This is a genomic window from Streptomyces sp. 63XJN7_1_ISO-PGPR-S23-121 (genome assembly GCF_056173025.1).
Genome location: NZ_CM149653.1, coordinates 1,510,554 through 1,534,726, shown reverse-complemented (window position 1 = coordinate 1,534,726; position 24,173 = coordinate 1,510,554). Strand labels below are relative to the sequence as shown.

The window sequence follows — 24,173 nt, the reverse complement described above, 5'->3', positions numbered from 1 at the left end:
CCTGACGGCATGCAGCCGTTTCGACTGTTCAGAGGCCCTGAGCCTTGTAGGGGTCACACAAAGCCGTCAGCTGAGAGTCACCTCACATTCGTGGGTGGTACATACCACCCCTGGAGTGACACGGAGGCGCAGCCGGTGGCCCGTGGCGAGGATCTCGACCGACTCGTCGGCCCTCTCGACACCCCGCACCGGATGATCCCAGACGATCTCCAGGGGCGCGCCGGTGCGCGGCGGTTCGCTCACGCAGAGCGTAGCGGTACGGCCCCGGCGGCGGACCAGCACGCTCGCCCCCGCCGTCGCGGTGAGGGGGCCGGCCGTGCCGGACCGCCAGAAGTTCGCCGCCGTCACGCCGAGCGAGGGCACGGCGAGGGCCTGGCACCGGTCGTCGTTGGCGAGGACCGTCATCCACACGCGGTCGGCGGCGCGCCGGGCGACCGCCCGGCGGGAGGCTCCCGGCATGAGGACGTAGACGTACCCGGCGTCGTCCGGGTCCGTGCCGTGGTCCAGCCAGAGCGTCTGCCAGCGTCGGGTGCGGCGCTCGGTGGTGCTGGTGGTGTTGATGTCGGACCAGGCGCCGGTGCGGTCCTCGCACAGGGTGTGCAGCGGGCCGTCGGGCACGACCCAGCCGCCGTGACCCTCCAGGTGGGCCCAGTCCCGGCCGCGGGTGAGGGCCTGGGTGCCGCCCTCGCCCAGATTGCGGTTGTCGACGACCGTCTCGACGGGGACGCCGTCCGCGCAGGTGATGCCGGCTCCCAGGCAGACCACGGCGTCGGCCAGGAAGTACCACGACTTGCGGGCCTCCAGGGTGGAGCCGAGCCCTTTGAGGTGCTGGCCGACGGCGGCGTACTCGCCGTCCGTCGCCCCGCCGACCCAGCGCACGTCCGGCTTGGGCTCGCCCCACTCGCCGCCCGCCCGGTCGGGCAGCCGTCGAGTGGAAACGGTGGTGCCGGGCAGGCGGTACCAGTCGACGGTCGGCCAGAACCAGTCGGTGTACTGGTCGGACCGGCTTCCGTCGGCCCACCAGGTGAGCATCCCGGAGCCCGTGTGCCAGCCGCGGGGGTTCTCGCCGTTGCCGCACTCGTAGTGGGCGATGCGGTCGCCGGCCATGGCGAGGCCCGCGGTGAAGGCGGGCCGGCGGTGCACGGCACGGTCCATGGCGGCGAAGAGGTGGTGGCCGGTGGGCTCGGGTGCCGCCGGGACGGGCGAGTCGGCGACGGCCCGCAGCCGGGCCAGGTCGGCCACGCCGAACTGAGGCGCGGTGAGGACGGGCGTGACGGTGTCGCGTGCGATCCAGCCCTTGATCCGCGCGTGCCAGCGGTCGCGCTCGGCCTCGCTCGCCCCGCCCGCGAGGACCGCCATGGCCGCGATGAGCTGCTGCCCGTGGAAGTGGTCGCTGCGCATGACGTGCAGGTCGTCGCTCGCGAGGAGCCCGCGGCTGATGGCACGCCCGTTGACCACGTCCATGACCAGGCCGTCGTGGACGAGCGGTGCGTAGGCGCGCTCGACGCTGTCGAGTACGGTCTGCCGGCCCGGGTCGGTGACCTCCCACTCCGACCCGGCGAGCAGGGTGAACAGCCGCCCGAGTCCGTCCAGCATGACCTGGCCGTACGTGCCCGAGTAGGCGACCCAGGTGTGCTGGACGAACGACCCGTCGGCGTAGAGGCCGTCGCCCTCGGTGACGTACGGGAAGACGGGCGAGAGGGCGTCGCGGGCGAGGGCGATCTTGGCGGGGGCGCGGCCCAGGATGCCGCGCAGGGCGACGGAGCGGCACAGGTCGACGCGGTTGGCGCCGGTGGAGGTGCCGGTGTAGTCGCCGAGCATCGCGTCGGGGACGAAGTGGTCGACGGCGGCGCAGGCGGCGGCGACGCGATCGGTGCCGAGGTGGTCGTACAGGGCGGCCGTGATGTCCATGAGCAGGCGCGGGCTGCCGATCTGCCACTCCCACCAGTTGCCGTAGCGGGTGGTGGCGGGGCTGTAGACGGTGGTCGAGAGGTGGTCGAGGCCGCGCAGGATGTCGGCGAGGAGCGTCGCGTCGCCGGTGGAACCGGTGCCCTGCTGGACGTACGCCTGCGTCATGGTCCACAGCCGGCCGTAGCTGAAGGTGATGCCGGCGGGCGGGTCGAAGGGGTGGCCGGACCACAGTGACGTGGGGGTGGGGGCCAGGGTGGCGCGGAAGGCGCGGGCGCGTTCGCCGGTCTCGGCGAGGCGTGCGGCGTAGGGTTCGGCGGCCGGGTCGTAGCCGGTGCCGAGGGCGATGTCGAGCCAGCGCCGTCGGAGGGTGGCGTAGGGGTCGTCGGCGGCTGCGGCGGGGGCGGTGAGCGCCGGGGCGAGGCCGGCGGCGAGGGCCGCGGCGAGCAGGACGGTGCGGCGGGTGGGAGCGGCGGTGTTCCGGTGGGCATGACGCCACGGAGAAGTCATGTCCATGGCATCTACCACGTCCGCGACGGAGGCGGAAGCACACCGTCCAGATGATCCCTCCGAGAAACTTCCCAAATGATGTTGAACATTGAACGGAATAGGTCTACGGTCGTTCTCGTTGGAACTGCTTGAACATTCAACGAACACGACGAACACCAAGGAGAACGTCATGGGCCTCTTCGGCAACAAGTCCGCCGCCCCCGCCGCTGCCACCCCCGCCGCCGCGGTCAACGCGGACCTGGCCGCCCTCACCGGCGACTACGCGATCGACCCGTCGCACACCACGATCGGTTTCGTCGCCCGGCACGCCATGGTCACGAACGTCAAGGGCAAGTTCCTCGACTTCACCGGCACGCTGCACCTGGACGGCTCCGCCCCGGCCGACTCCACGGCGACCCTCGACATCACGATGGACAGCATCGACACCGGGTCCGCCGACCGCGACGGCCACCTGAAGAGCGCGGACTTCTTCAAGACGGACGAGTTCCCCACGATGACCTTCCGTTCCACCAAGGCGGAGGCCCTCGGCGGGGACGACTACCGCATCACCGGCGACCTGACGATCCTGGGCACCACCAAGCCGATCACCATCGACCTGGAGTTCAACGGCGCCGCCAAGGACCCCTTCGGCAACGAGCGCGTCGGCTTCGAGGGCAAGGCGGAGATCCTGCGCTCCGAGTGGGGCCTGACCTGGAACGCGGCCCTGGAGACGGGTGGCGTCCTGGTGTCCGACAAGATCAAGCTGAACTTCGACATCTCGGCGATCAAGCAGGCGTGAGCCTCCCCGCCCCCTCGGGGGCGGCGAAGTGCACGCCGGCGGCGGCCCGGACCCGATACGGCGGCCGGGCCGGCCGGCTTTCTGGGCGGTGGCCCCGCTGTCGGTGCCCGCCGTGGCCGCCGTCGCCCGGTCGGTGCCGGCCGGGGCCGCCGCTCCCCCGCTGCGGGGCGAGCTGGGGGCCCTGCGCAGCCCGCGTCTGCTGGGCGCGGCCCGGGCGTGGCGCACGACGCGGGCCTGACCGGAGCACCGCCGGCCGGCCTGCGGCGGGGGCGGCTGTCTCAGAAGCCCCCGCCGAAGTCCCCTCCGCCGCCGAAGTCACCGCCGCCGAAGTCACCGCCGCCGAAACCGCCCCCGAAGCCGCCGCCGAAGTCGCCGGGGTCGAAGTCGCCGCCGGACACGTCACCTCCGCCGTACCCACCGAAGTCGCCGTACCCGGCCCCGTAGTCGGCCGCGTAGGTGGGGGTGGCCATCATGCTGCCCAGCATCGTGCCGACCAGCAGGCCGGGCAGGATGCCGCCGCCGAAGTAGCCGCCCGCCCAGGGGCCGTAGGCCGGGCCCGCGTCCCAGTACGGGCGGCGGCCGTGGTCGGTGTCCACCTCGCGGACCATGGGGTCCCGGCCGTCGGTCAGGCGGGTCCGGTCGGCCGCGCAGACCGGCACCTCACGGGTGACGCCGCCCGGCGGCGTCCAGGTCGCGTCGGCCACGGACGGACCGTGGCGCGGGTCGAAGAAGCAGGGCGGGCGGCGCTCCGGCAGTGGCCTGCCGGCACGGCGGGCGGAGAGCTGCGCGAGGGAGAAGCGGCCGTCCTCCAGAGCTTCGGTGACGGCCCGTACGTCCTCCGGCCGGCGGGCGTCCGCCATGGACGTCTTCGCCTGGTCGTAGGCGTCCAGGGAGCGTTCGTAGTCGGCGCGCATCGCGTCGTCCGCACCGGGCTCGGCGGGGTGGAAGTCCAGGCGGTCGAGTTCCTCGCCGAACGCCGTGATGTCCTCGTCGACCACCACCCGCAGCCGCTCCAGCGCGGCCCGCTGCTCCTGCTCGCGGCGGTGCCGGTTGCGCCGCACCACCGCGTAGGCGCCCGCGCCGCCGACCACCACGACCGCGCCGGCGCCGATCAGGGCGCCGGTCGGGACGGTGGAGCCGCCCGAGTCCCAGGACGCCGGGGCGGAGCCGCGCACGCTGCGCAGCGCGTCGTCGACGAAGTCGTTGAGCTGGGCCTTGGGATCGCCGGCGCCCTGTACGGCCGTCACCAGGTTGTTCACGCCCTGGCGGCTGAGCACGCTGCTGTCGGCGCGCGCGTCGAAGCGGTCGCCGAGACGGATGCCGTACAGGCCGGTGATGCCGGTCTCCGTGCGGAGGTTCTGGAAGAGGTTCTGCGTCGGGTAGTCGGCGGGCAGGACCGCCACGAAGACCGGCTCGTCCGCGCTCTTGATCTTGTCGGCGAGCGACTCGGCGTCCGCCTTGGACAGCAGGTCGGAGGCGGCCGGGTCCACGTACACGGGACTTTCGCGCAGGGCCGCGCCGATCTCGGACACGTCCGTGGCCGCGTGGGCGCCGGGCGCGCCGGCCATCAGCACCGCGAGGGCGGCGATGACCGGCACGACCAGCAGGCGTATGAGGACTTGCGTACGGGCGCCCTTCATACGTTCGAAAGTACCCGAATCCTCATCAATGAGACACCGGTGAGGGGAGGAAAGCCTCGCTCACCGGGCCGGTGCGACGCCGGCCCGCAGCAGGCCGTACGTGTACGCGTCCTCCAGTGCCTGCCAGGAGGCGGCGATGACGTTTTCCGCGACGCCGACCGTGGACCACTCGCCCGTCCCGTCGGACGTGGAGATGAGGACCCGGGTCGTGGACTGGGTCCCCTGCACGCCCTCCAGGATGCGCACCTTGTAGTCGACGAGGCCGAGCTTGGCGAGCTCCGGGTAGATCCTCTCCAGGGCGACGCGCAGGGCGCGGTCCAGGGCGTTGACCGGGCCGTTGCCCTCGGCCGTGGCGACGATGCGCTCGCCCTTGGCCCACAGCTTCACGGTGGCCTCGTTGGCGTGCGTGCCGTCGGGGCGGTCCTCGACGATCGCGCGCCAGGACTCGACCTCGAAGTACTCCAGCCGCCTGCCCTCGGCCTCCGCGCGCAGCAGCAGTTCGAAGCTCGCGTCCGCGGCCTCGTACGTGTAGCCCTTGAGCTCGCGCTCCTTCACCCGCTCGACGACCCGGCCGACCAGTTCCCGGTCGCCGCCGAGGTCGATGCCGAGTTCCTTGCCCTTGAGCTCGATGGAGGCGCGGCCGGCCATGTCGGAGACCAGCATGCGCATGGTGTTGCCGACCAGCTCGGGGTCGATGTGCTGGTACAGGTCCGGGTCGACCTTGATCGCCGAGGCGTGCAGGCCGGCCTTGTGCGCGAAGGCGGAGACGCCGACGTAGGGCTGGTGGGTGGAGGGGGTGAGGTTGACGACCTCGGCGATGGCGTGGGAGATCCGCGTCATCTCGCGCAGCCGTCCCTCGGGCAGTACCCGCTTGCCGTACTTCAGCTCGAGGGCGGCCACGACGGGGAACAGGTTGGCGTTGCCGACGCGCTCGCCGTAGCCGTTCGCCGTGCACTGGACGTGGGTCGCGCCCGCGTCGACCGCCGCGAGGGTGTTGGCGACCGCGCACCCGGTGTCGTCCTGGGCGTGGATGCCGAGCCGGGCGCCGGTGTCGGCCAGCACCGTGGCGACCACGGCCTGAATCTGGGCGGGGAGCATGCCGCCGTTGGTGTCGCACAGGACGACGACGTCGGCGCCCGCTCCGGAGGCGGCGCGGACGACGGCCTTCGCGTACTCGGCGTTGGCGCGGTAGCCGTCGAAGAAGTGCTCGCAGTCGACGAAGACCCGGCGGCCCTGGGCCTTCAGGTGGGAGACCGTGTCCGCGACCATGGCCAGGTTCTCGTCGAGCGTGGTGCGCAGCGCCAGTTCGACGTGCCGGTCGTGGGACTTGGCGACCAGCGTGATCACCTGGGCGCCGGACTCGAGCAGCGCCCTGACCTGCGGGTCCTCTGCCGCGGTCGTTCCGGCGCGGCGGGTGGAACCGAAGGCGACCAGCTGGGCGTGCCGGAAGTCGATCTCCTGCTGGGCGCGGGCGAAGAACTCGGTGTCGCGCGGGTTCGCGCCCGGCCAGCCGCCCTCGATGAAGCCCACGCCGAAGTCGTCCAGGTGCCGGGCGATGGCCAGCTTGTCCGCGACCGTGAGGTTGATGCCCTCCCGCTGCGCGCCGTCGCGCAGGGTGGTGTCGAAGACGTGGAACGAATCGTCGAGTTCGCTGGTTGCGGTCATGATCTGAAGGCTCCTGTTGGGGATCTCGGTCTACCGGAATGACCGGCTCCACCGTCCGTCTATGATCCCTCGCGCTCTCCTCCCGGCTTCGGGTGGGCCAGGAAAACGAAAAACCCCTCGCGGGTGCGAGAGGTCTGCGCGCGGGTCGAGGACGACGGTGTCCACCCGTACCTGGTCGTACGTGGTGGTCACTGCGGACCGGCGCGCCTGCTGCCAATAATCATGGCGAACGAGAGCACGGCGGCAGTCTGGCACAGTCCGTCCGCCTTCTCACCGTCCGTCTCAGGATGCGAGCGGGGCCCGTCCGCGTCACGGCTCCGCGTAGAGGCCCTCGGCGACGAACTCCCCCACGTGCGCGAGGACCTGGGCCCGGTCCGTGCCGCGCAGACCGATGGCCACGTGGATGGCGAAACCGTCGAGGAGGGCGCGCAGACGGGCCGCGAACCGGTCCGGGTCGACGGGGCGGAACTCGCCGCGCGAGACGCCCTCGGCGAGCAGGGCGACCAGGTCGCGGTGCCAGGCGCCCTCGATGGCGGCCTGCCGGTCGCGGGCGTCGGATTCGACGGCAGCGCTCTGCGAGCGGTTCCACACCTCCAGCCACAGTGTCCAGTGCGGGTCGCGGTGGCCGTCGGGCACGTACAGGTCGACGTAGGCGGCGAGGCGTTCGCGGGCCGGGCCGGTCCGGGTGAGCAGGCGGGCGCGCTCCGCGCCGAGGCGGCCCTCGCTCCACTCCAGGGTGCGCAGCAGCAGCTCGTCCTTGGAGTGGAAGTAGTACAGGAGGTGGCCGCTGCTCATGCCGACCTCGCGGCCGAGCGCCGCCATGGTGAGCTTCTCCAGACCGCGCTCGGCGATCATCTCCATGGCGGCGGCGAGCACGTCCTCCCGCGGCGGGGCCTGTCTGCGCCCACCACCGGTCATGTCGCGCTCCTAGATCCTCGGCTGCTGCTGCGTGATGCAGTGGATGCCTCCGCCGCCCGCGAAGATCGTACGCGCGTCCACGAGGGTCACCGTGCGGCCCGGGTGGAGGCGGCGGAGGATGCCGGCCGCGATCTCGTCGCGCGGGTCGTCGAAGGCGCACAGGACGACGCCGCCGTTGCAGAGGTAGTGGTTGATGTAGGAGTAGTCGGCCCAGTGGCCGTCGGCCTCCAGGACGGTCGGGGCGGGGATCTCGACGACCTCCAGGGCGCGGCCGCGGGCGTCGGTGGCCGCGCGCAGGACGCCGATGGCCTCCTTGGTGACCTCGTGGTCGGGGTGGGCCGGGTCGGGCTGATGGTGGGCGACGACGACGCCCGGGGCGGCGAAGGCGGCGACGATGTCGACGTGGCCGAGGGTGCCGTAGCCGTACGGCGGATAGTCGGAGGTCAGGCCGCGCGGCAGCCAGATCGCCCTGCTGGTGCCGAGGTGGGCGTGGATCTCCGCCTCGACCTCCTCGCGGCTCCGGTGGGGGTTGCGCTCGGGGCCGAGCTGGACGGTCTCGGTGAGCAGCACCGTGCCCTCGCCGTCGACGTGGATGCCGCCGCCCTCGTTGACGAGCGGCGAGCCGTACGTCCGGGCGCCCGCGAGGTCCGCGACGTACGCCCCGATCTTCGCATCGTGCTCCCAGCGGGCCCAGTCCTGGGCGCCCCAGCCGTTGAAGGTCCAGTCGACGGCGGCCAGCCGGCTCCCGTCGGTGAGGAAGGTGGGGCCGATGTCGCGCATCCAGGCGTCGTCCAGCTCGCGTTCCACCGTCTCGACGCCGTCGCCCAGCAGCGTCCGCGCCTCGGCGGACTGGCCCGGGCCGCACACCACCGTGACCGGTTCGAAGCGGCGCACGGCGCGGGCGACGGACGCCCAGGCGGTGCGGGCGGCGGCCAGGTCGTCCGGGGTGTCGAAGGTGGGGTTGGGGCCGGGCCAGGCCATCCAGGTGCGCTCGTGCGGGGCCCACTCGGGGGGCATGCGGAAACCGTCGGCGGCGGGGGTCGTGGCGGGTGCCTTCACGGGAGCCTTCACAGGAAGTAGAGACGGTTGAGGGAGACGGACTCGGCCGGTTCGGAGCGCAGCGGTTCGCCGTCCAGGGTGACCAGGCCGGTGCGCCGGTCCACGTCGACCTGTCCGGTACGGGAGTTCAGGCGCAGGTCGGCGGGGCCGATGCCGCGGGTGCCGCGCACGGCGACCCTGCGCCGCCGGGTCGGCATGGTGTCGTGGCCCTGGTCGAGGGCGGCCCGGGCGACGAAGGCCACCGAGATATCGGCCGGTGTGGCACCGTGCGCGCCGAACTGCGGGCCGAGGACGAGGGGTTCGCAGGTGTCGGTGGCCGCGTTCGGGTCGCCGACGACGCCGTAGGCCGGGAAGCCGGACTTGAGGACGAGCTGCGGCTTGGCGCCGAAGTACTCCGGGCGCCACAGGACGATGTCGGCGAGCTTGCCGGTCTCGATCGAGCCGACCTCGTGGGACAGGCCGTGGGCGATGGCGGGATTGATGGTCAGCTTGGCGATGTAGCGCAGGACGCGGTCGTTGTCGTTGTCGTCGTCCGGGGCGCCGAACTGGGCCTTCATCTTGCCGGCCATGGCGAAGGTGCGGCGGACCGTCTCGCCGGCCCGGCCCATGCCCTGGGCGTCGGAGGAGGTGATGCCGATCGCGCCCAGGTCGTGCAGCACGTCCTCGGCGCCCATGGTGCCGGCGCGGATGCGGTCGCGGGCCATGGCGGCGTCGCCCGGCAGGTCGGTCTTGAGGTCGTGGACGGAGACGATCATGCCGTAGTGCTCGGCGACCGCGTCCCGGCCGAAGGGCAGGGTGGGGTTGGTGGAGGAGCCGATGACGTTGGGGACGCCGGCCATCTTCAGCACGTTGGGGACGTGTCCGCCGCCGCAGCCCTCGATGTGGAAGGCGTGGATGGTGCGGCCCTCCAGGACGCTGAGGGTGTCCTCCACGGAGAGGCACTCGTTCAGGCCGTCGCTGTGCAGGGCGACCTGGACGTCGTGCTCCTCGGCGACGCGCAGCGCCGTGTCGAGCGCGCGCGTGTGGGCGCCCATGTCCTCGTGCACCTTGAAGCCGCTCGCCCCGCCCTCGGCCAGGGCCTCCACGAGCGGCGCCTCGTGGGAGGAGGAACCCCGGCCGAGGAAGCCGATGTTGACCGGCCAGGCGTCGAACGCGCCGAACGCGTGCCTCAGCGCCCAGGGCGAGTTGACGCCGACGCCCCAGACCGGGCCGAACTCCTGGCCGATGATCGTCGTCACGCCGGAGGCGAGCGAGGCCTCCATGATGCGCGGGGAGAGCAGGTGGACGTGGGTGTCGACGGCTCCGGCGGTGGCGACGAGGCCCTCGCCGGACACGATGGACGTGCCGGTGCCGACCACGACGTCGACGCCGTCGAGGGTGTCGGGGTTGCCGGCCCGGCCGATGGAGTGGATCCGGCCCTCGCGGATGCCGATGGAGACCTTCCGGATACCCTGCACGGCGTCGATCACGACGACGTTGCCGATGACGACGTCGCAGGTCTCGCGCACGGCCGCGGCCTTGAGGTGCAGTCCGTCGCGGGCGGTCTTGCCGAAGCCGGCGAGGAACTCGTCACCGTACCGCTGGGCGTCGGACTCGACGCGGATCGTCAGCCCCGAGTCGCCTAGGCGGACGCGGTCACCGGCACGCGGGCCGTGCGTGGCGGCGTAGGCGCGGGGGTCGACGTGGATCGCCTCGCTGATCTCCCGTCCCTTCGAGCGGCTCATCGCTCGCCTCCTTCCGGCGTTTCCTGTGCGGCGCCCAGATATCCGCAGGCAGCGGCCCTGCGGAGGGCTTCCTCCTTGGCGCCCGGCGCGTCCAGCGGGCCGTCGACCAGACCGGCGAACCCGATCGCGACGCGGCGCCCGCCGATGGGCACGAGCCCGACCTCGGCACTCTCCCCCGGCCCGAAGCGGACGGAGGACCCGGCGGGCACGGCCAAGCGCATGCCGTAGGCCCGCCCGCGGTCGAAGTCCAGGCGCGGGTTGGCCTCGAAGAAGTGGAAGTGGGAGGTGACGGAGACCGGGACGGTGGCGGTGTTGGCGACGGTCAGCCGGATCACCGCCTCCGGCTCGGAGTGCCCCGGTCCGGGCAGCAGCGCGCCCGGGGCCCGGTCGCCCAGCCCTCCCCCTGCTTCGCGGGGGGACCCCCAGCCGATGGGGTCGGAGACGACCGCGAGCCGGGTGCCGTCGTCGAAGACCGCCTCCACGTGGACCTCGGTGACCACGTCGGCGACCCCGGGCAGCACGTCGTCGGGGCCGAGGACGGACCGGGCGCGTTCGACGGCCTCGGCGAGCCGCGCACCGTCGCGGGCGGCCTCGCACACGGTGTCCGCGATCAGGGCGGTCGCCTCCGGCACGTTGAGCCGGAGCCCTCTGGCCCGGCGGGCACGGGCCAGCTCCGCGGCCCCGAAGAGCAGCAGCCGGTCACGTTCCGTGGGAGTCAGTCGCACGCCACGGCACCTCCTTGCGTCACTCGCGTTTGAACGACACTCTAAGCACGAGACGTGCGGGAGGAAAGGGAGGGGGCCTGAATGAGCGAGATAAGTTTGAGTAACGCTCTAATGGGCCGGAGGGGCGGTGGAACGTCGAAGGGCGGGGCCCTCAGCGGGCCCCGCCCTTCGATGTCGCGCGGCTCAGGCCAGGCGGTGCATCCAGCCGTGCGTGTCCTCGGCGGTGCCGCGCTGGATGTCGAGCAGCGCGGCGCGCAGGCGCTGCGTCACCTCACCCGGCTCGCCCCCGCTCTGCTGCCACTCCGCACCGGCCCGCTTCACCGTGCCGACCGGGGTGATGACGGCGGCCGTGCCGCAGGCGAAGACCTCGGTGAGGGTGCCGTTCTCCGAGTCACGCTGCCACTGCTCCACCGAGACGCGGCCCTCCTCGGCCTTGTAGCCGAGGTCGCGGGCGACGGTGAGCAGGGAGTCCCGGGTGACGCCCTCCAGGATGGAGCCGGTGAGGGACGGCGTGACGATCCTGTCGCCGTACACGAAGTACAGGTTCATGCCGCCGAGTTCCTCGACCCACGTGCGCTCGATCGCGTCGAGGTAGCAGACCTGGTCGCAGCCCTTCGCGGCGGCCTCGGCCTGCGCGAGCAGCGAAGCGGCGTAGTTGCCGCCGGTCTTGGCGTCGCCCATGCCGCCGGGGACGGCGCGGACGCGGTCCTCGGAGACCCAGATGGAGACCGGCTTCACGCCGCCCGGGAAGTAGGCGCCGGCCGGGGAGGCGATGACGATGAAGAGGTACTCGTTGGCGGGCTTGACGCCCAGGCCGACCTCGGTCGCGATCATGAAGGGGCGCAGGTAGAGGGACTCCTCGCCGCCGTGCGCCGGGACCCAGTTCCGGTCCTGGCTCACCAGCGCGTCGCACGCCTCGATGAACGTCTCCACCGGCAGCTCCGGCATGCCGAGGCGGCGCGAGGACGCCTGGAAGCGCTGCGCGTTCTTCTCCGGGCGGAAGGTGGCGACGGAGCCGTCGGGGCGGCGGTAGGCCTTCAGGCCCTCGAAGATCTCCTGCGCGTAGTGCAGGACCATGGTGGCCGGGTCGAGAGAAAGGGGGGCGTACGGGACGAGCTGCCCGTCGTGCCAGCCGCGCCCCTCCGTCCACTTGATCGTCACCATGTGATCGGTGAAGTGGCGGCCGAACCCCGGGTTGGCCAGGATCGCCTGCCGCTCGGCGTCGGAGAGCGGGTTGGCGGACGGCTTGAGCTCGATCGTGGGCGTCGTCATGGGCTGATGTCCTTCACCGGTTGTCGTGACGGGCCGCGTTCACGCCCGTACGGCCGGTGGCCAGTGCTAGGACGTCCGAGCATTCCCTCATGTCGCGGCTTCGCGTCCGATTATCGCGCGCGGGCTGCGACGGATGAAACAGGGTGAATGCGGCCCAGGGTTCGATGGTCGCACCCGGCGGACGCAGGAGAAAGCCGCCGGGCGCCTTGTGTGGGGGACCCGACGGCTTCGAAAGGGTGGGGATCGAATAGCGCGACAGGTCAGCCGGCTACTCGTACGGCGAGCGCGTCGCCGATCTCGGAGGTGCTGCGGGCGGGCTTGCCGACACGCTCGCCGAGGTCGGCGGCGACGGCCTCCTCGATCCGGGTCGCCTCGGCCTCGTGGCCGAGGTGGCGCAGCAGCAGGGCGACGGACAGGACCGTGGCGGTCGGGTCGGCCTTGCCCTGGCCGGCGATGTCGGGCGCGGAACCGTGCACCGGCTCGAACATCGAGGGGAACTCGCCGGACGGGTTGATGTTGCCGCTCGCGGCGACGCCGATGCCGCCGGAGACGGCCGCGGCGAGGTCGGTGATGATGTCGCCGAAGAGGTTGTCGGTGACGATCACGTCGAAGCGCTCGGGCTGCGTGACGAGGTAGATCGTCGCCGCGTCCACGTGCATGTACTCGGTGGTGACCTCGGGGAACTCCTCGGCCACCTTGTTGAAGACGTCGGTCCACAGGTGACCGGCGAAGGTCAGCACGTTGTTCTTGTGGATCAGCGCCAGCTTCTTGCGCGGGCGGGCCTGGGCGCGGGCGAAGGCGTCGCGGACGACGCGCTCGACACCGTAGGCCGTGTTGACGGAGACCTCGGTGGCGACCTCGTGCTCGGTGCCCTTGCGGATGGTGCCGCCGTTGCCCGTGTACGGACCCTCGGTGCCCTCGCGGACGACGACGAAGTCGATCTCCGGCTGGCCGGCGAGCGGCGTGGCGACACCGGGCAGGAGCTTCGACGGACGCAGGTTCACGTGGTGGTCGAAGGCGAAGCGGAGCTTGAGCAGGAAGCCGCGCTCCAGCACTCCGGAGGGCACCGACGGGTCGCCGATCGCGCCGAGCAGGATGGCGTCGTGCGCCTTGAGGGCGTCGAGGTCGGCGTCGGTGAGGGTCTCCCCGGTGGCGTGGTAGCGCCGGGCGCCGAAGCCGAACTCCCTGGTCTCCAGCTTCACATCCTGCGGAAGGACGGCGGAGAGGACCTTGAGACCTTCGGCCACGACCTCCTGGCCGATGCCGTCACCCGGGATCACTGCGAGATTGAGGCTGCGAGACATGACCGCACCCTACCCCTCGTCCCACGGGATGACATGCGGCGTCCGACATGCGGACACCGCACGCGTGGATCCGGGCCCGGCCCCTGCTCAGTGGCCGGTGGAGCCGCCGTTGTCCCGGCGGTCGAGGGAGCGCTGGAGGGCGGCGGCCGCGTTCTTGCGGTCGGAGTCGCTCGTACGGGAGGCGTGGCGGACTCGGCGGCGGACGGTCGTCTCGGCCATGGGGGATCGACTCCTTCGACACGGATGGCACGGATGCACGGATGCGGAGTGCGGAAAGGGACTTCGAGACGCCGGAAGGGGCGGGGAGCCGCGGGCCGCAGGGGTTGCCTGCACGGGGCCCGGCTCACGACCGCCATTCGCTTGATCGAGCGAGACGTTCGGCTCCTACAAAACTAGGGGAGCCGGGAGCGTCTGTCTGCACAATTACTCGGACTTCCTACTATCTGAGACGGCGAATCGAGCCGTACGGCGCCGACCTGGGGTTTCACCGGCCCGCACGCCGGTCGGACAGGTGTGCGCCGACGGCCGGCCCGCCGTGTCGACCACACGGCTGATCCTTGGGCGCGGCGTGTGGCGCCGGGCGGCGGACGGGGAACGGGTGCGGGCATGACCGACACGGCCAAGGCACTTCTCGAGGGCGGCCCGCAGGACCTGCCCGAGCGGATCGTCCCCGTCCCGCCCACCGGCGACGACGTGAAGATCGAGCTGCGCAACGGCTACGAGCACTTCCGGCGCGCCGACCGCGACGCGGACACCCCGGAGGGCCGGCTGCCGGTGTACGAGTGGTGGGAGCGGACGGAGATGCCCGGCTAGCCCGGCCCGTACACCGGCGCCGGACAGCCCGACGGGCCAGGTCGGAGGACCTGGCCCGTCGGGCGTTCGCGTGCGGGTGTCAGCCCATGTGCGGGTAGGTGTAGTCGGTCGGCGCGACCAGCGTCTCCTTGATGGCGCGGGTCAGGGTCCAGCGCATCAGGTTCTGCGGGGCACCGGCCTTGTCGTTGGTGCCCGAGGCGCGGCCGCCGCCGAAGGGCTGCTGGCCGACGACGGCACCGGTCGACTTGTCGTTGATGTAGAAGTTGCCGGCCGCGTAGCGCAGCTTCTCCATCGTGTACGCCGCCGCCGCGCGGTCGCCCGCGATGACCGAGCCGGTGAGGGCGTAGTCGGAGACGGACTCCATCTGGGTCAGCATCTCGTCGTACTTGTCGTCCTCGTAGACGTGCACCGCGAGGATCGGGCCGAAGTACTCGGTGCGGAACACCTCGTTCTCCGGGTCGGAGCACTCGATGACGGTCGGGCGGACGAAGTAGCCCACCGAGTCGTCGTAGGAGCCGCCGGCGACGATGGTGCAGGCGTCGTCCGCCTTGGCGCGGTCGATGGCGGCCTTGTTCTTGGCGAAGGACCGCTCGTCGATGACGGCGCCGATGAAGTTCGACAGGTCGGTGACGTCACCCATGGTCAGGTAGTCGACCTCGGCGGCGAACTCCTCCTTGAACCCGTCGTTCCAGATGGACGCCGGGATGTAGGCGCGGGAGGTGGCGCTGCACTTCTGGCCCTGGTACTCGAAGGCGCCGCGGGTCAGGGCGGTCTTGAGCACCGCGCGGTCGGCCGACGGGTGGGCGACCAGGAAGTCCTTGCCGCCGGTCTCGCCGACCAGGCGCGGGTAGGTGCGGTACTTCTCGATGTTGTTGCCGACCGTCTTCCACAGGTGCTGGAAGGTCTTGGTCGAGCCGGTGAAGTGGATGCCGGCGAGGTCCCGGTGGTTCAGGGCGACCTCGGAGACCTCCAGGCCGTCGCCGGTGACCAGGTTGATGACGCCCTTGGGCAGACCGGCCTCCTCCAGCAGCTCCATGAGCAGCACGGCGGCGTGGGTCTGCGTCGGGGACGGCTTCCAGACCACCACGTTGCCCATCAGGGCCGGGGCGGTGGGCAGGTTGGCCGCGATGGCGCTGAAGTTGAAGGGCGTGATCGCGTAGACGAAGCCCTCCAGCGGGCGGTGGTCCATGCGGTTCCACACGCCCGGCGAGTTGGCCGGGGGCTGCTCGGCCAGGATGTTCCGTGCGTAGTGGACGTTGAAGCGCCAGAAGTCGACCAGCTCGCAGGGGCTGTCGATCTCGGCCTGCTGGGCGGTCTTGGACTGGCCGAGCATGGTGGAGGCGGCGATGGTCTCGCGCCACGGGCCGGACAGCAGCTCGGCGGCGCGCAGGATGATCGCCGCACGGTCGTCGAAGGACATGGCACGCCACGCCGGGGCGGCGGCCAGGGCGGCGTCGACCGCGTCCTGGGCGTCCTGCCGGGTGGCGTTCGCGTACGTGCCCAGGCGGGCCTTGTGGTTGTGCGGCTGCACGACGTCGAAGCGGTCGCCGCCGCCCATCCGCTTGACCCCGCCGATGGTGCAGGGCAGGTCGATCGGGTTGTCGGCCAGCTCCCTGAGCTTGGCCTCCAGCCGGGCGCGCTCGGGCGAGCCGGGGGCGTAGCCGTGCACCGGCTCGTTGACGGGGGTGGGGACCTGGGTCACAGCGTCCATGGGTTCCGGGACTCCTTGACTTGAGCGGTTTCGAGCTGTGGCGCGGGCTCGGCCCGTGGTACTCAGCCCTTGCTGACCATCGAGCGGACGAAGAAGCGCAGGTTCGCCGGCTTCTCCGCCAGACGGCGCATGAAGTAGCCGTACCAGTCGGTGCCGTACGCGGTGTAGACACGCATGCGGTGGCCCTCGGCGGCCAGTCGCAGGTGCTCGTCGCTCCGGATGCCGTACAGCATCTGGAACTCGTACTCGTCGAGCTTGCGGCCGGCGGAGCGGGCCAGCTCCTGGGCGATGGAGATCAGGCGGGGATCGTGCGACCCGATCATCGGGTAGCCCTCGCCCTCCATCAGGGTGCGCAGGATGCGGACGTACGCCTTGTCGATCTCGTGCTTCTGCTGGTAGGCGACTTCGGCGGGCTCCTTGTAGGCGCCCTTCACCAACCGTACGCGACTGCCGCTGTCCGCGAGGCGGCGCGCGTCGGCCTCGGTGCGGAAGAGGTATGCCTGGATGACGCAGCCGGTCTGCGGGACGTCCTTGCGGAGCTCCTCGTGGATGGCGAACATCGAGTCGAGGGTGGTGTGGTCCTCGGCGTCCAGGGTGACCGTGGTGCCGATCTCGGCGGCGGCCTCGACGACCGGGCGGACGTTCTTCAGGGCCAGCTCGTGGCCGCCGTCCAGCGCCTGGCCGAACATCGACAGCTTCACCGACATCTCGGCGCGGGTGCCGAGGTCCAGCGGCTTGAGCCGGTCGATCAGCTCCAGGTAGGCGTCCCTGGCGGCCTCGGCCTGCGCGGGGTTGGTGATGTCCTCGCCGACGACGTCCATCGTCAGCTCCAGGCCGTTGCCGGTGAGGTCCTGGATGATCGGCACGATCTCGTCGACCGTCTCACCGGGGATGAACCGGTCGACGACCGGCTTGGTCACCGGCGCGGCCGAGACCAGACGTCGCATCTTGTCGCTGCGCGACGCGGCGAGAATCACGGGACCCAGCACGGGGCACCTCCACTTACCAAGCAACACAAGGCCGATACCCGACGATTCGGGAACGGCACGGAGAACCACCGTGAAATCTAAGGACCTCCCCGATCGTCGGCCATCGACAGCTGTCACGCATCCGTGCCACGGATCTCAGACAGATGTATGAAGGACGCGCGCAAATGCGGCAGAATGCCCAGCGTGACGTCGGATTCCAGAGGTCCCGCGGCTTCCCGGGGCGACTACCAGGAGCTGGTCGACGAGGTCTCCGAGCTGCTGGGCGCGCCGGCGACCCTGGAGAACCGCGACTTCGAGCTGATCGCCTTCGGCGCCTACGACAGCGAGGGGGAACTGGACCCCTCCGCCCTGGACCCGGTGCGCACCCGCTCGATCCTCACCCGCCGTTCGACGGCGGCCGTGCGGGCGTGGTTCGAGGGCTTCGGCATCACGCGGGCCACCGGACCGGTCCGTATTCCGCCGACCCCGGAGGCGGGGGTGTACCGGGGGCGGACCTGTCTGCCCGTGCGGCACCGGGGCGTCGTCCTCGGGTACGTCTGGCTCCTGGACACCGATCCGGGTCCGACGGAGCGGCAGCTCGCGGCGGCCATGGAGGTGACGGCCCGGATCGGCGCGCTGCTCGCGGACGAGGCGCAGCACGGCGCCGACCTCAGCCGGGAGCTGCGGGCGGTGCTGACCGCCGAGCGGGACTGGCAGCGGGACATGGCCGTGACGGAACTGCGCACCGCCCTCGGCGCCCGCGCCGACACCCCGCACACGGTGGTGTGCGTGGCCCCCTGGCCGTCCGCCGACCCCGACGACGCGCCCTCGGTGCGCACGGTGCCGGGGGCGACGGCCCTGTGCACGGTGCCGTGGGCCGGCGCCACCGGGACGGCCGGGACGGCCCGGTCGCTGGCGCTGCTGGTCCGGCTGCGCTCGACGGACGTGCTGACCCCGGCGACGTCGGCGGCGGGGCGGCTGCTGGAGCGGGCGCGCGGCATGGCGGGGACCGGAGCGGCCGCGGGGGTCGCCGCCCCGCGCGCCGGGCTGGGCGAGCTGGCGGAGGCCTGGTGGGAGGCGTCGGCGGCGGCCCGTGCGGCGCTGGCCGAGACCCGGTTCGGGCCGGTCGCCGAGTGGGCGTCCATCGGCCCGTTCCGGCTGCTCGCCGCGCTGCCCCCGCGGTCCGCGCACGACCCCGCCGTCCGGGCCCTTCTCTCCCCCGCCCACCGCGAGCTGGCCCGCACCGCCGAGGTGTACCTCGACCGCGCGGGCCAGGCCGGCCGTACCGCCGCCGAGCTGGGCATCCACCGGCAGACGCTGTACTACCGGCTCTCCCGCGTCGAGCAGCTCACGGGACTGGACCTGGACGACGGGGAGGACCGGCTGCTGCTGCACATGGCGCTCAAGGCCGGCCGGCTGTAGCGGCCTCGATCACCTGACGGAGGCCCTCGGTGAGGGGCCCGGCCTCCGGCGCGCCCTTCGGATCGAAGGTCCACTGCGCGATGAGACCGGTCATCAGGGTCAAGTAGAACGTGCCGAGGGTGTCCGCCGTCTCGTCCGACACGTCCTCCTCCCGGCCGCCCATGAGCAGGGGGACGAGACCGCGCCCGGCCTCCCGCTGGGCGCGCGCCAGGTGCTCGCGCACCTCGGGCATCCGGTCGCCCATGACGAGGACCTCCATACTGAGGCGCCAGAGGGAACCGGGCTCCCGCATGGTTCCGATGATGTTGGACCACACCTCCTGGAACCGCTCGACCGAGCCGGGTTCGGTGCCGCTCAGGGCCGTCCCGTCGCCCACGAAGGCGTCCCCCACCCCCTCGACCAGGGCGACGTAGGCCTGCGCGAGCAGCGCGTCCTTCGAGCCGTAGTGGTAGCCGATGGACGCCAGGTTGGTCCCCGACTCCTTGACGATGTCCCGCGCGGTCGTGCGCGCGAACCCCTTCTCGAGCAGGCAGCGCTTGGCGCCCTCGAGCAGATCCTCACGGTGTCCCATGGCGCCACCCTACCCGCCTGTCCATACGTACGTATTAAACGAGCGTTCTAGACAGACGTTTAATACATGCGTACAGTCGCCTCCATGACAACGAACCCGCCCCGCGCCGGCCGCCGCGAGTGGACCGCGCTCACCGTGCTGATGCTCCCGCTGCTGCTGGTCTCGATGGACGTCTCCGTCCTCTACTTCGCGATTCCCGAGATCAGCGCGGACCTGGAGCCGAGCGGCACCCAGCAGCTGTGGATCTTCGACATCTACGGCTTCGTACTGGCCGGCCTGCTGATGACGATGGGCTCGCTGGGCGACCGCATCGGCCGCCGCAGGCTGCTCCTCCTCGGCGCCATGGCCTTCGGCGCCGCCTCCCTGCTCGCGGCCTACGCGCACACCGCCGAGACGCTGATCGCGGCCCGCGCGGTGCTCGGTGTCGGCGGCGCCACCCTGATGCCGTCGACGATGGCCCTGGTCCGCACGATGTTCACCGACCCCGCCCAGCGGGCGAAGGCGATCGGGCTGTGGTCCGGTGTGATGACGGCCGGGATCGCGCTCGGCTCGGTGATGAGCGGCGTCCTCGTCGAGCACTTCTGGTGGGGCTCGGTCTTCCTGGTCAACCTGCCGGCCATGGCACTGCTGCTGGTCCTCGGCCCGGTGCTGCTCCCCGAGTCGAAGAACCCCTCCCCCGGCCGCTTCGACCTGCTGAGCGTGCCGCTGTCGATGGCGGCGGTCCTGCCCGTGATCTATGGCCTGAAGGAACTGCCCTCCGAGGGCTGGAACGTCCGCTACGTCGTCTCGATCACGGTCGGCCTGCTGTTCGCGGCGCTGTTCGTGCGGCGCCAGCGCACCGCGGCCTCGCCGATGGTCTCGCCCGCCCTCTTCCGCGGACACGGTTTCACCCCGGCGCTCGTCCTCAACACGGTGTCGGCCTTCGGGATGATGGGCTCGGCGTACTTCACCACCCAGTACCTCCAGTCGGTCCTGGACAAGAGCGCGCTGGAGGCCGCCCTGTGGAGCCTGCTGCCGTCGGTGCTCATCGGCGCCGCCGCACCGGTCGCCGCCCAGCTGGTCCAGCGTGGTGTCGAGCGCGCCTACGTCGTGACGGCCGGCTTCGGCATCGCCGCCGGCGGCTACGGGCTGCTGGCCCTGGCCGGCACGGACTCGCTGTGGCTGGTGCTGGGCGCGTGCGGCGTCCTCGCCGCCGGCATCGTCGTCGTGATGTCCCAGCTCACCGACCTGGCCCTCGGCTCGGCCCCGGTCGAGAAGGCGGGGGCGGCCTCCTCACTGCTGGAGACCGGCACCGAGTTCGGTGGCGCCCTCGGCATGGCCGTCCTCGGCTCGATCGGCACGGCCCTCTACCGCGGCGGCATCCCGGCGGACGCCCCCGCCCCGGCCCGGGAGACCCTGGGCGGCGCGCTGGCGGTCGCCGCCGAACTGCCGGGGCGCGCGGGAGACGCCCTGGCGACGGCGGCGCGCGAGGCGTTCACCGACGGCATGCGGGGCGCCGCGATGGCGGCGGCGCTGCTGCTCCTCGGGGCGGCGGGACTGGCCGCCAGGGGGCTGCGGGGCATCAGGGTGCGGCCGGAAGCGGCCACGGAGAACGCCGGACAGACCGACACACTCAGTCCGTCCGGCGTATGAGGAAAGCGGGGGTCCCGGGGGCGGCGGCCCCCGGGACGGTCACCTCAGACGAGGTTGACGGACCTGGCCGACGCGGCCCCGATCTCCGCGGAGACCTCCGCCAGAACCCCGGTGGGCACCGTGTCGTCGACGGTCAGCACCGCGAGGGCCTCGCCGCCGACGGTCGCGCGGGCCACCTGCATGCCGGCGATGTTGAGGCCCGCCTCGCCGATGATCCGGCCGACGGTGCCGACGACGCCCGGACGGTCCTCGTAGCGCAGCACCACCATGTGGTCGGCGAGGGCGAGGTCGACGTCGTACTCGCCGATGGCGACGATCTTCTGCACGTGCTTCGGGCCGGCCAGCGTGCCGGAGACCGAGACCTCCTGGCCGTCGGCGAGGGTGCCGCGCACGGTGACGACGTTGCGGTGGTCGGCCGACTCGGAGCTGGTCGTCAGGCGGACCTCGACACCGCGCTCCTGGGCGAACAGCGGGGCGTTGACGTAGGACACGGTCTCGTCGACGACGTCCTCGAAGACGCCCTTGAGGGCGGAGAGCTCCAGCACCTTCACGTCGTGCTGGGTGATCTCGCCGTAGACCTCGACGTCGAGGCGGACGGCGACCTCGCCGGCCAGCGCGGTGAAGATGCGGCCGAGTCGCTCGGCGAGCGGCAGACCCGGCTTGACGTCCTCGGCGATGACACCGCCCTGGACGTTCACCGCGTCGGGGACCAGCTCACCGGCGAGGGCGAGGCGGACGGACTTGGCGACGGCGATGCCGGCCTTCTCCTGGGCCTCGTCGGTGGAGGCGCCGAGGTGCGGGGTGCAGACCACCTGGTCGAACTCGAACAGCGGCGAGTCGGTGCACGGCTCCTTGGCGTACACGTCCAGGCCGGCGCCGGCGACGCGGCCCTCCTTCAGCGCCGAGTACAGCGCCTCCTCGTCGACGATGCCGCCGCGCGCGGCGTTGACGATGCGGACGCTCGGCTTGACCTTCCGCAGCGCCTCGTCGCCGATCAGACCGAGGGTCTCGGGGGTCTTGGGCAGGTGGACGGTGATGAAGTCGGAGACCTCGAGCAGCTCGTCCAGCGACAGCACCTTGACGCCCATCTGCGCGGCCCGCGCGGGCTGTACGTAGGGGTCGTAGGCGACGACCTTCATGCCGAAGGCCGACATGCGCTGCGCGACGAGGGCGCCGATGCGGCCGAGGCCGACGACGCCGAGGGTCTTCTCGGCGAGTTCGACACCGGTGTACTTGCTGCGCTTCCACTCGCCGTTCTTCAGCGCGGCGTTGGCCTGCGGGATGTTGCGGGCCGTGGCGACGAGCAGACCGCAGGCCAGCTCGGCGGCGGTCACGATGTTGGAGGTCGGGGCGTTCACGACCATCACGCCGGCCTTGGTGGCGGCGGAGACGTCCACGTTGTCCAGGCCGACACCGGCGCGGGCGACGACCTTCAGCTTCTTGGCGGCGGCGATGGCCTCGGCGTCGACCTTGGTCGCGGAGCGGACCAGGATCGCGTCCACGTCGGCGATGGCGGGGAGCAGTTCGGCCCGGTCCGCACCGTTGCAGTGGCGGATCTCGAAGTCGGGGCCAAGTGCGTCCACGGTCGCGGGCGACAGCTCTTCAGCGATGAGTACGACAGGTTTCGAGCTCACGTGAGTCCTCACAAGTCCAATGCGGACGGCCGTCCCGACGGCCGCAGGCGGTGGAGGGTTGAGTGGCCGCGTGGAAGACGCACGACGCTGTGAGCCTGACGCGTATGTAGGCAGCAGTCTAGTGGCGTGGCGGGGGTCGTCCTGCGCCTCTGCGGAAGGATCACCCGTCCGTGGCTGGACGGGATGGACAACGCCGAGCCTACGAACGTCGCCCCGGGCTCGCCGAGGGGCCGGAGCGGTGTGCTCCGGCCCCTCGGCCGTGAGGCTTACGCCTCCTCGTCGACCCAGCTCATGAGCTTGCGCAGCTCCTTGCCGGTGGTCTCCAGCAGGTGCTCGGAGTCCTGCTGCTTGTACTCGTTGTACTTCTTCAGACCGCCGTGGTACTCGTCCATCCAGTTCTTGGCGAAGGTGCCGTCCTGGATCTCGGCGAGGACCTTCTTCATCTCGGCCTTGGTGGCGTCGGTGATGATCCGCGGGCCGGTGACGTAGTCGCCCCACTCGGCGGTCTCGGAGATCGACCAGCGCATCTTCTCCAGGCCGCCCTCGTACATGAGGTCCACGATCAGCTTCAGCTCGTGCAGGCACTCGAAGTAGGCGATCTCCGGCTGGTAGCCGGCCTCGGTCAGCGTCTCGAAGCCCGCCTTGACCAGGGCCGCGGTGCCACCGCAGAGGACGGCCTGCTCACCGAACAGGTCGGTCTCGGTCTCCTCGGTGAAGGTCGTCTTGATGACGCCGGCGCGGGTGCCGCCGATGCCCTTCGCGTACGACAGGGCCAGCGCGAAGGCGTTGCCGGTCGCGTCCTGCTCGACGGCCGCGATGCAGGGGACGCCGCGGCCCTCCTCGTACTGACGGCGCACCAGGTGGCCCGGGCCCTTCGGGGCGACCATGCAGACGTCCACGCCGGCCGGGGGCTTGATGAAGCCGTAGCGGATGTTGAGGCCGTGACCGAAGAACAGCGCGTCGCCGTCCTTCAGGTTGTCCTTGATGTGCTCCTCGTAGACCTGGGCCTGGATGGGGTCCGGGACGAGGATCATGATGACGTCGGCCTCGGCGGCGGCCTCGGACGGGCTCACCACGCGCAGGCCCTGCTCCTCGGCCTTGGCCTTGGACTTGGAGCCCTCGTGCAGACCGACGCGCACGTCGACGCCGGAGTCGCGCAGCGACAGGGCGTGGGCGTGGCCCTGGCTGCCGTAACCGATGACCGCGACCTTGCGGCCCTGGATGATGGACAGGTCGGCGTCGGCGTCGTAGAACAGCTCGGCCACTGGGTTCTCTCCTTGTGTGCAGGTGTTGCGTCCCACCGTATGCCGGTGAGGGGAAGGGAAGTCTCGGGGTCTCGGAATGCGGGCGGCCGTGCCTGGCGCCGGCCGCCCGTTTCCGTCGTTATGCGGACCGGTCGAGTGCGCGCAGCGAGCGGTCCGTGATCGAACGGGCGCCGCGGCCGATCGCGATCGTGCCGGACTGGACGAGTTCCTTGATGCCGTACGGTTCCAGCATCTTGAGCATGGCGGACAGCTTGTCGCCGCTGCCGGTGGCCTCGATGGTGACGGCCTCCGGGGAGACGTCGACCGTCTTGGCGCGGAAGAGCTGGACGATCTCGACGATCTGGGAGCGCGTCTCGTTGTCGGAGCGCACCTTCACCAGAACGAGTTCGCGCTGCACGGCCTGGGTGGGCTCCAGCTCGACGATCTTGAGGACGTTGACCAGCTTGTTGAGCTGCTTGGTGACCTGCTCGAGCGGGAACTCCTCGACGCTCACCACGATGGTGATGCGGGAGATGTCGGGGTGTTCGGTGACACCGACGGCGAGCGAGTCGATGTTGAAGCCGCGGCGGGAGAAGAGGGCGGCGATCCGGGCGAGGATGCCGGGCGTGTTCTCCACCAGGACGGAGAGCGTGTGCTTGGACATGATCTGCTTCC

21 protein-coding genes are annotated in these 24,173 nt (G+C 71.5%); 5 read left to right on the top strand and 16 right to left on the bottom strand.

Features of this window, described 5'->3' with window-relative positions:
* Positions 1–66: 66 nt before the first annotated feature.
* Positions 67–2,418: a polysaccharide lyase 8 family protein gene (locus tag AC0VYN_RS07120; RefSeq protein ID WP_475536827.1), complete on the bottom strand. Its 2,352-nt coding sequence runs from the start codon at positions 2,416–2,418 to the stop codon at positions 67–69.
* Positions 2,419–2,587: 169 nt separating this feature from the next.
* Between AC0VYN_RS07120 and AC0VYN_RS07115 the strand changes: the two genes are divergently transcribed.
* On the top strand, positions 2,588–3,196 hold the full coding sequence (locus AC0VYN_RS07115) for a YceI family protein (protein ID WP_475536826.1): 609 nt from the start codon (positions 2,588–2,590) through the stop codon (positions 3,194–3,196).
* 112 nt (positions 3,197–3,308) lie between these two features.
* A complete protein-coding gene (locus tag AC0VYN_RS07110; RefSeq protein ID WP_475535245.1) occupies positions 3,309–3,434 on the top strand; it encodes a hypothetical protein in 126 nt (41 codons plus the stop codon).
* Between the two features lie 40 nt (positions 3,435–3,474).
* Here AC0VYN_RS07110 and AC0VYN_RS07105 read toward each other — a convergent pair whose 3' ends face one another.
* From AC0VYN_RS07105 to AC0VYN_RS07065, 9 genes are all read right to left on the bottom strand, one after another.
* On the bottom strand, positions 3,475–4,836 hold the full coding sequence (locus AC0VYN_RS07105; protein ID WP_475535244.1) for a hypothetical protein: 1,362 nt from the start codon (positions 4,834–4,836) through the stop codon (positions 3,475–3,477).
* Positions 4,837–4,896: 60 nt separating this feature from the next.
* Complete coding sequence (cimA, locus tag AC0VYN_RS07100; protein ID WP_475535243.1) at positions 4,897–6,501, bottom strand: citramalate synthase; 1,605 nt, start codon at positions 6,499–6,501, stop codon at positions 4,897–4,899.
* Positions 6,502–6,810: 309 nt separating this feature from the next.
* A complete protein-coding gene (locus AC0VYN_RS07095; RefSeq protein WP_475535242.1) occupies positions 6,811–7,419 on the bottom strand; it encodes a TetR/AcrR family transcriptional regulator in 609 nt (202 codons plus the stop codon).
* A 9-nt stretch (positions 7,420–7,428) separates the two neighbouring features.
* On the bottom strand, positions 7,429–8,436 hold the full coding sequence (locus AC0VYN_RS07090; RefSeq protein ID WP_385471640.1) for an agmatine deiminase family protein: 1,008 nt from the start codon (positions 8,434–8,436) through the stop codon (positions 7,429–7,431).
* A 50-nt stretch (positions 8,437–8,486) separates the two neighbouring features.
* Positions 8,487–10,202 carry an urease subunit alpha gene (locus AC0VYN_RS07085; protein ID WP_475535241.1) on the bottom strand — a complete coding sequence of 572 codons (1,716 nt, stop codon included), beginning with the start codon at positions 10,200–10,202 and terminating at the stop codon, positions 8,487–8,489.
* Positions 10,199–10,927 carry an urease subunit gamma gene (ureA, locus tag AC0VYN_RS07080; protein WP_475535240.1) on the bottom strand — a complete coding sequence of 243 codons (729 nt, stop codon included), beginning with the start codon at positions 10,925–10,927 and terminating at the stop codon, positions 10,199–10,201. The genes AC0VYN_RS07085 and ureA overlap by 4 nt, the downstream gene beginning before the upstream one ends.
* A 183-nt stretch (positions 10,928–11,110) precedes the next feature.
* Positions 11,111–12,199 (bottom strand): branched-chain amino acid aminotransferase, encoded by a 1,089-nt coding sequence (locus AC0VYN_RS07075; RefSeq protein ID WP_475535239.1) that lies wholly within the window; start codon positions 12,197–12,199, stop codon positions 11,111–11,113.
* A 260-nt stretch (positions 12,200–12,459) separates the two neighbouring features.
* A complete protein-coding gene (locus AC0VYN_RS07070; protein ID WP_475535238.1) occupies positions 12,460–13,503 on the bottom strand; it encodes a 3-isopropylmalate dehydrogenase in 1,044 nt (347 codons plus the stop codon).
* A gap of 87 nt (positions 13,504–13,590) precedes the next feature.
* Positions 13,591–13,722, bottom strand: a complete 132-nt coding sequence (locus tag AC0VYN_RS07065; RefSeq protein WP_385472484.1) for a hypothetical protein — start codon at positions 13,720–13,722, stop codon at positions 13,591–13,593.
* Between the two features lie 387 nt (positions 13,723–14,109).
* On the opposite strand from AC0VYN_RS07065, the gene AC0VYN_RS07060 reads away from it, so the two are divergent.
* On the top strand, positions 14,110–14,316 hold the full coding sequence (locus tag AC0VYN_RS07060) for a DUF5988 family protein (protein ID WP_385472481.1): 207 nt from the start codon (positions 14,110–14,112) through the stop codon (positions 14,314–14,316).
* A gap of 79 nt (positions 14,317–14,395) precedes the next feature.
* On the opposite strand, the gene pruA is transcribed toward AC0VYN_RS07060, so the two are convergent.
* Both pruA and AC0VYN_RS07050 read right to left on the bottom strand, forming a co-directional pair.
* Positions 14,396–16,027: an L-glutamate gamma-semialdehyde dehydrogenase gene (pruA, locus tag AC0VYN_RS07055; protein ID WP_451691238.1), complete on the bottom strand. Its 1,632-nt coding sequence runs from the start codon at positions 16,025–16,027 to the stop codon at positions 14,396–14,398.
* A gap of 62 nt (positions 16,028–16,089) precedes the next feature.
* Entirely contained in the window at positions 16,090–17,016 is a 927-nt protein-coding gene (locus AC0VYN_RS07050; RefSeq protein ID WP_451691236.1) for a proline dehydrogenase family protein, read from the bottom strand.
* A gap of 174 nt (positions 17,017–17,190) precedes the next feature.
* Between AC0VYN_RS07050 and AC0VYN_RS07045 the strand changes: the two genes are divergently transcribed.
* On the top strand, positions 17,191–18,417 hold the full coding sequence (locus AC0VYN_RS07045) for a PucR family transcriptional regulator (protein ID WP_475535237.1): 1,227 nt from the start codon (positions 17,191–17,193) through the stop codon (positions 18,415–18,417).
* Here AC0VYN_RS07045 and AC0VYN_RS07040 read toward each other — a convergent pair.
* A complete protein-coding gene (locus tag AC0VYN_RS07040; protein ID WP_475535236.1) occupies positions 18,398–18,988 on the bottom strand; it encodes a TetR/AcrR family transcriptional regulator in 591 nt (196 codons plus the stop codon). The two genes, AC0VYN_RS07045 and AC0VYN_RS07040, sit on opposite strands and share 20 nt — an antisense overlap.
* Positions 18,989–19,072: 84 nt before the next feature.
* Here AC0VYN_RS07040 and AC0VYN_RS07035 point away from each other — a divergent pair, with 84 nt between their 5' ends.
* Complete coding sequence (locus AC0VYN_RS07035; protein WP_475535235.1) at positions 19,073–20,620, top strand: MFS transporter; 1,548 nt, start codon at positions 19,073–19,075, stop codon at positions 20,618–20,620.
* 44 nt (positions 20,621–20,664) lie between these two features.
* Here AC0VYN_RS07035 and serA read toward each other — a convergent pair whose 3' ends face one another.
* The 3 genes from serA to ilvN form a co-directional block, all read right to left on the bottom strand.
* Positions 20,665–22,254, bottom strand: a complete 1,590-nt coding sequence (gene serA / locus AC0VYN_RS07030) for a phosphoglycerate dehydrogenase (protein ID WP_385462625.1) — start codon at positions 22,252–22,254, stop codon at positions 20,665–20,667.
* Positions 22,255–22,520: 266 nt separating this feature from the next.
* Positions 22,521–23,519: a ketol-acid reductoisomerase gene (ilvC, locus tag AC0VYN_RS07025; protein WP_189234139.1), complete on the bottom strand. Its 999-nt coding sequence runs from the start codon at positions 23,517–23,519 to the stop codon at positions 22,521–22,523.
* 118 nt (positions 23,520–23,637) lie between these two features.
* Positions 23,638–24,162 carry an acetolactate synthase small subunit gene (gene ilvN, locus AC0VYN_RS07020; RefSeq protein WP_475535234.1) on the bottom strand — a complete coding sequence of 175 codons (525 nt, stop codon included), beginning with the start codon at positions 24,160–24,162 and terminating at the stop codon, positions 23,638–23,640.
* Between the last annotated feature and the right edge of the window lie 11 nt (positions 24,163–24,173).

Coding starts and splice junctions, on each gene's coding strand:
- AC0VYN_RS07075 (WP_475535239.1), bottom strand. CDS start 12,199: ATGACGACGCCCACGATCGAGCTCAAGCCGTCCGCCAACCCGCTCTCC.
- AC0VYN_RS07060 (WP_385472481.1), top strand. CDS start 14,110: ATGACCGACACGGCCAAGGCACTTCTCGAGGGCGGCCCGCAGGACCTG.
- AC0VYN_RS07120 (WP_475536827.1), bottom strand. CDS start 2,418: ATGACTTCTCCGTGGCGTCATGCCCACCGGAACACCGCCGCTCCCACC.
- AC0VYN_RS07115 (WP_475536826.1), top strand. CDS start 2,588: ATGGGCCTCTTCGGCAACAAGTCCGCCGCCCCCGCCGCTGCCACCCCC.
- pruA (WP_451691238.1), bottom strand. CDS start 16,027: ATGGACGCTGTGACCCAGGTCCCCACCCCCGTCAACGAGCCGGTGCAC.
- AC0VYN_RS07070 (WP_475535238.1), bottom strand. CDS start 13,503: ATGTCTCGCAGCCTCAATCTCGCAGTGATCCCGGGTGACGGCATCGGC.
- AC0VYN_RS07065 (WP_385472484.1), bottom strand. CDS start 13,722: ATGGCCGAGACGACCGTCCGCCGCCGAGTCCGCCACGCCTCCCGTACG.
- AC0VYN_RS07045 (WP_475535237.1), top strand. CDS start 17,191: ATGCCCAGCGTGACGTCGGATTCCAGAGGTCCCGCGGCTTCCCGGGGC.
- AC0VYN_RS07085 (WP_475535241.1), bottom strand. CDS start 10,202: ATGAGCCGCTCGAAGGGACGGGAGATCAGCGAGGCGATCCACGTCGAC.
- ilvN (WP_475535234.1), bottom strand. CDS start 24,162: ATGTCCAAGCACACGCTCTCCGTCCTGGTGGAGAACACGCCCGGCATC.
- AC0VYN_RS07105 (WP_475535244.1), bottom strand. CDS start 4,836: ATGAAGGGCGCCCGTACGCAAGTCCTCATACGCCTGCTGGTCGTGCCG.
- AC0VYN_RS07040 (WP_475535236.1), bottom strand. CDS start 18,988: ATGGGACACCGTGAGGATCTGCTCGAGGGCGCCAAGCGCTGCCTGCTC.
- cimA (WP_475535243.1), bottom strand. CDS start 6,501: ATGACCGCAACCAGCGAACTCGACGATTCGTTCCACGTCTTCGACACC.
- AC0VYN_RS07090 (WP_385471640.1), bottom strand. CDS start 8,436: ATGCCCCCCGAGTGGGCCCCGCACGAGCGCACCTGGATGGCCTGGCCC.
- AC0VYN_RS07095 (WP_475535242.1), bottom strand. CDS start 7,419: ATGACCGGTGGTGGGCGCAGACAGGCCCCGCCGCGGGAGGACGTGCTC.
- AC0VYN_RS07035 (WP_475535235.1), top strand. CDS start 19,073: ATGACAACGAACCCGCCCCGCGCCGGCCGCCGCGAGTGGACCGCGCTC.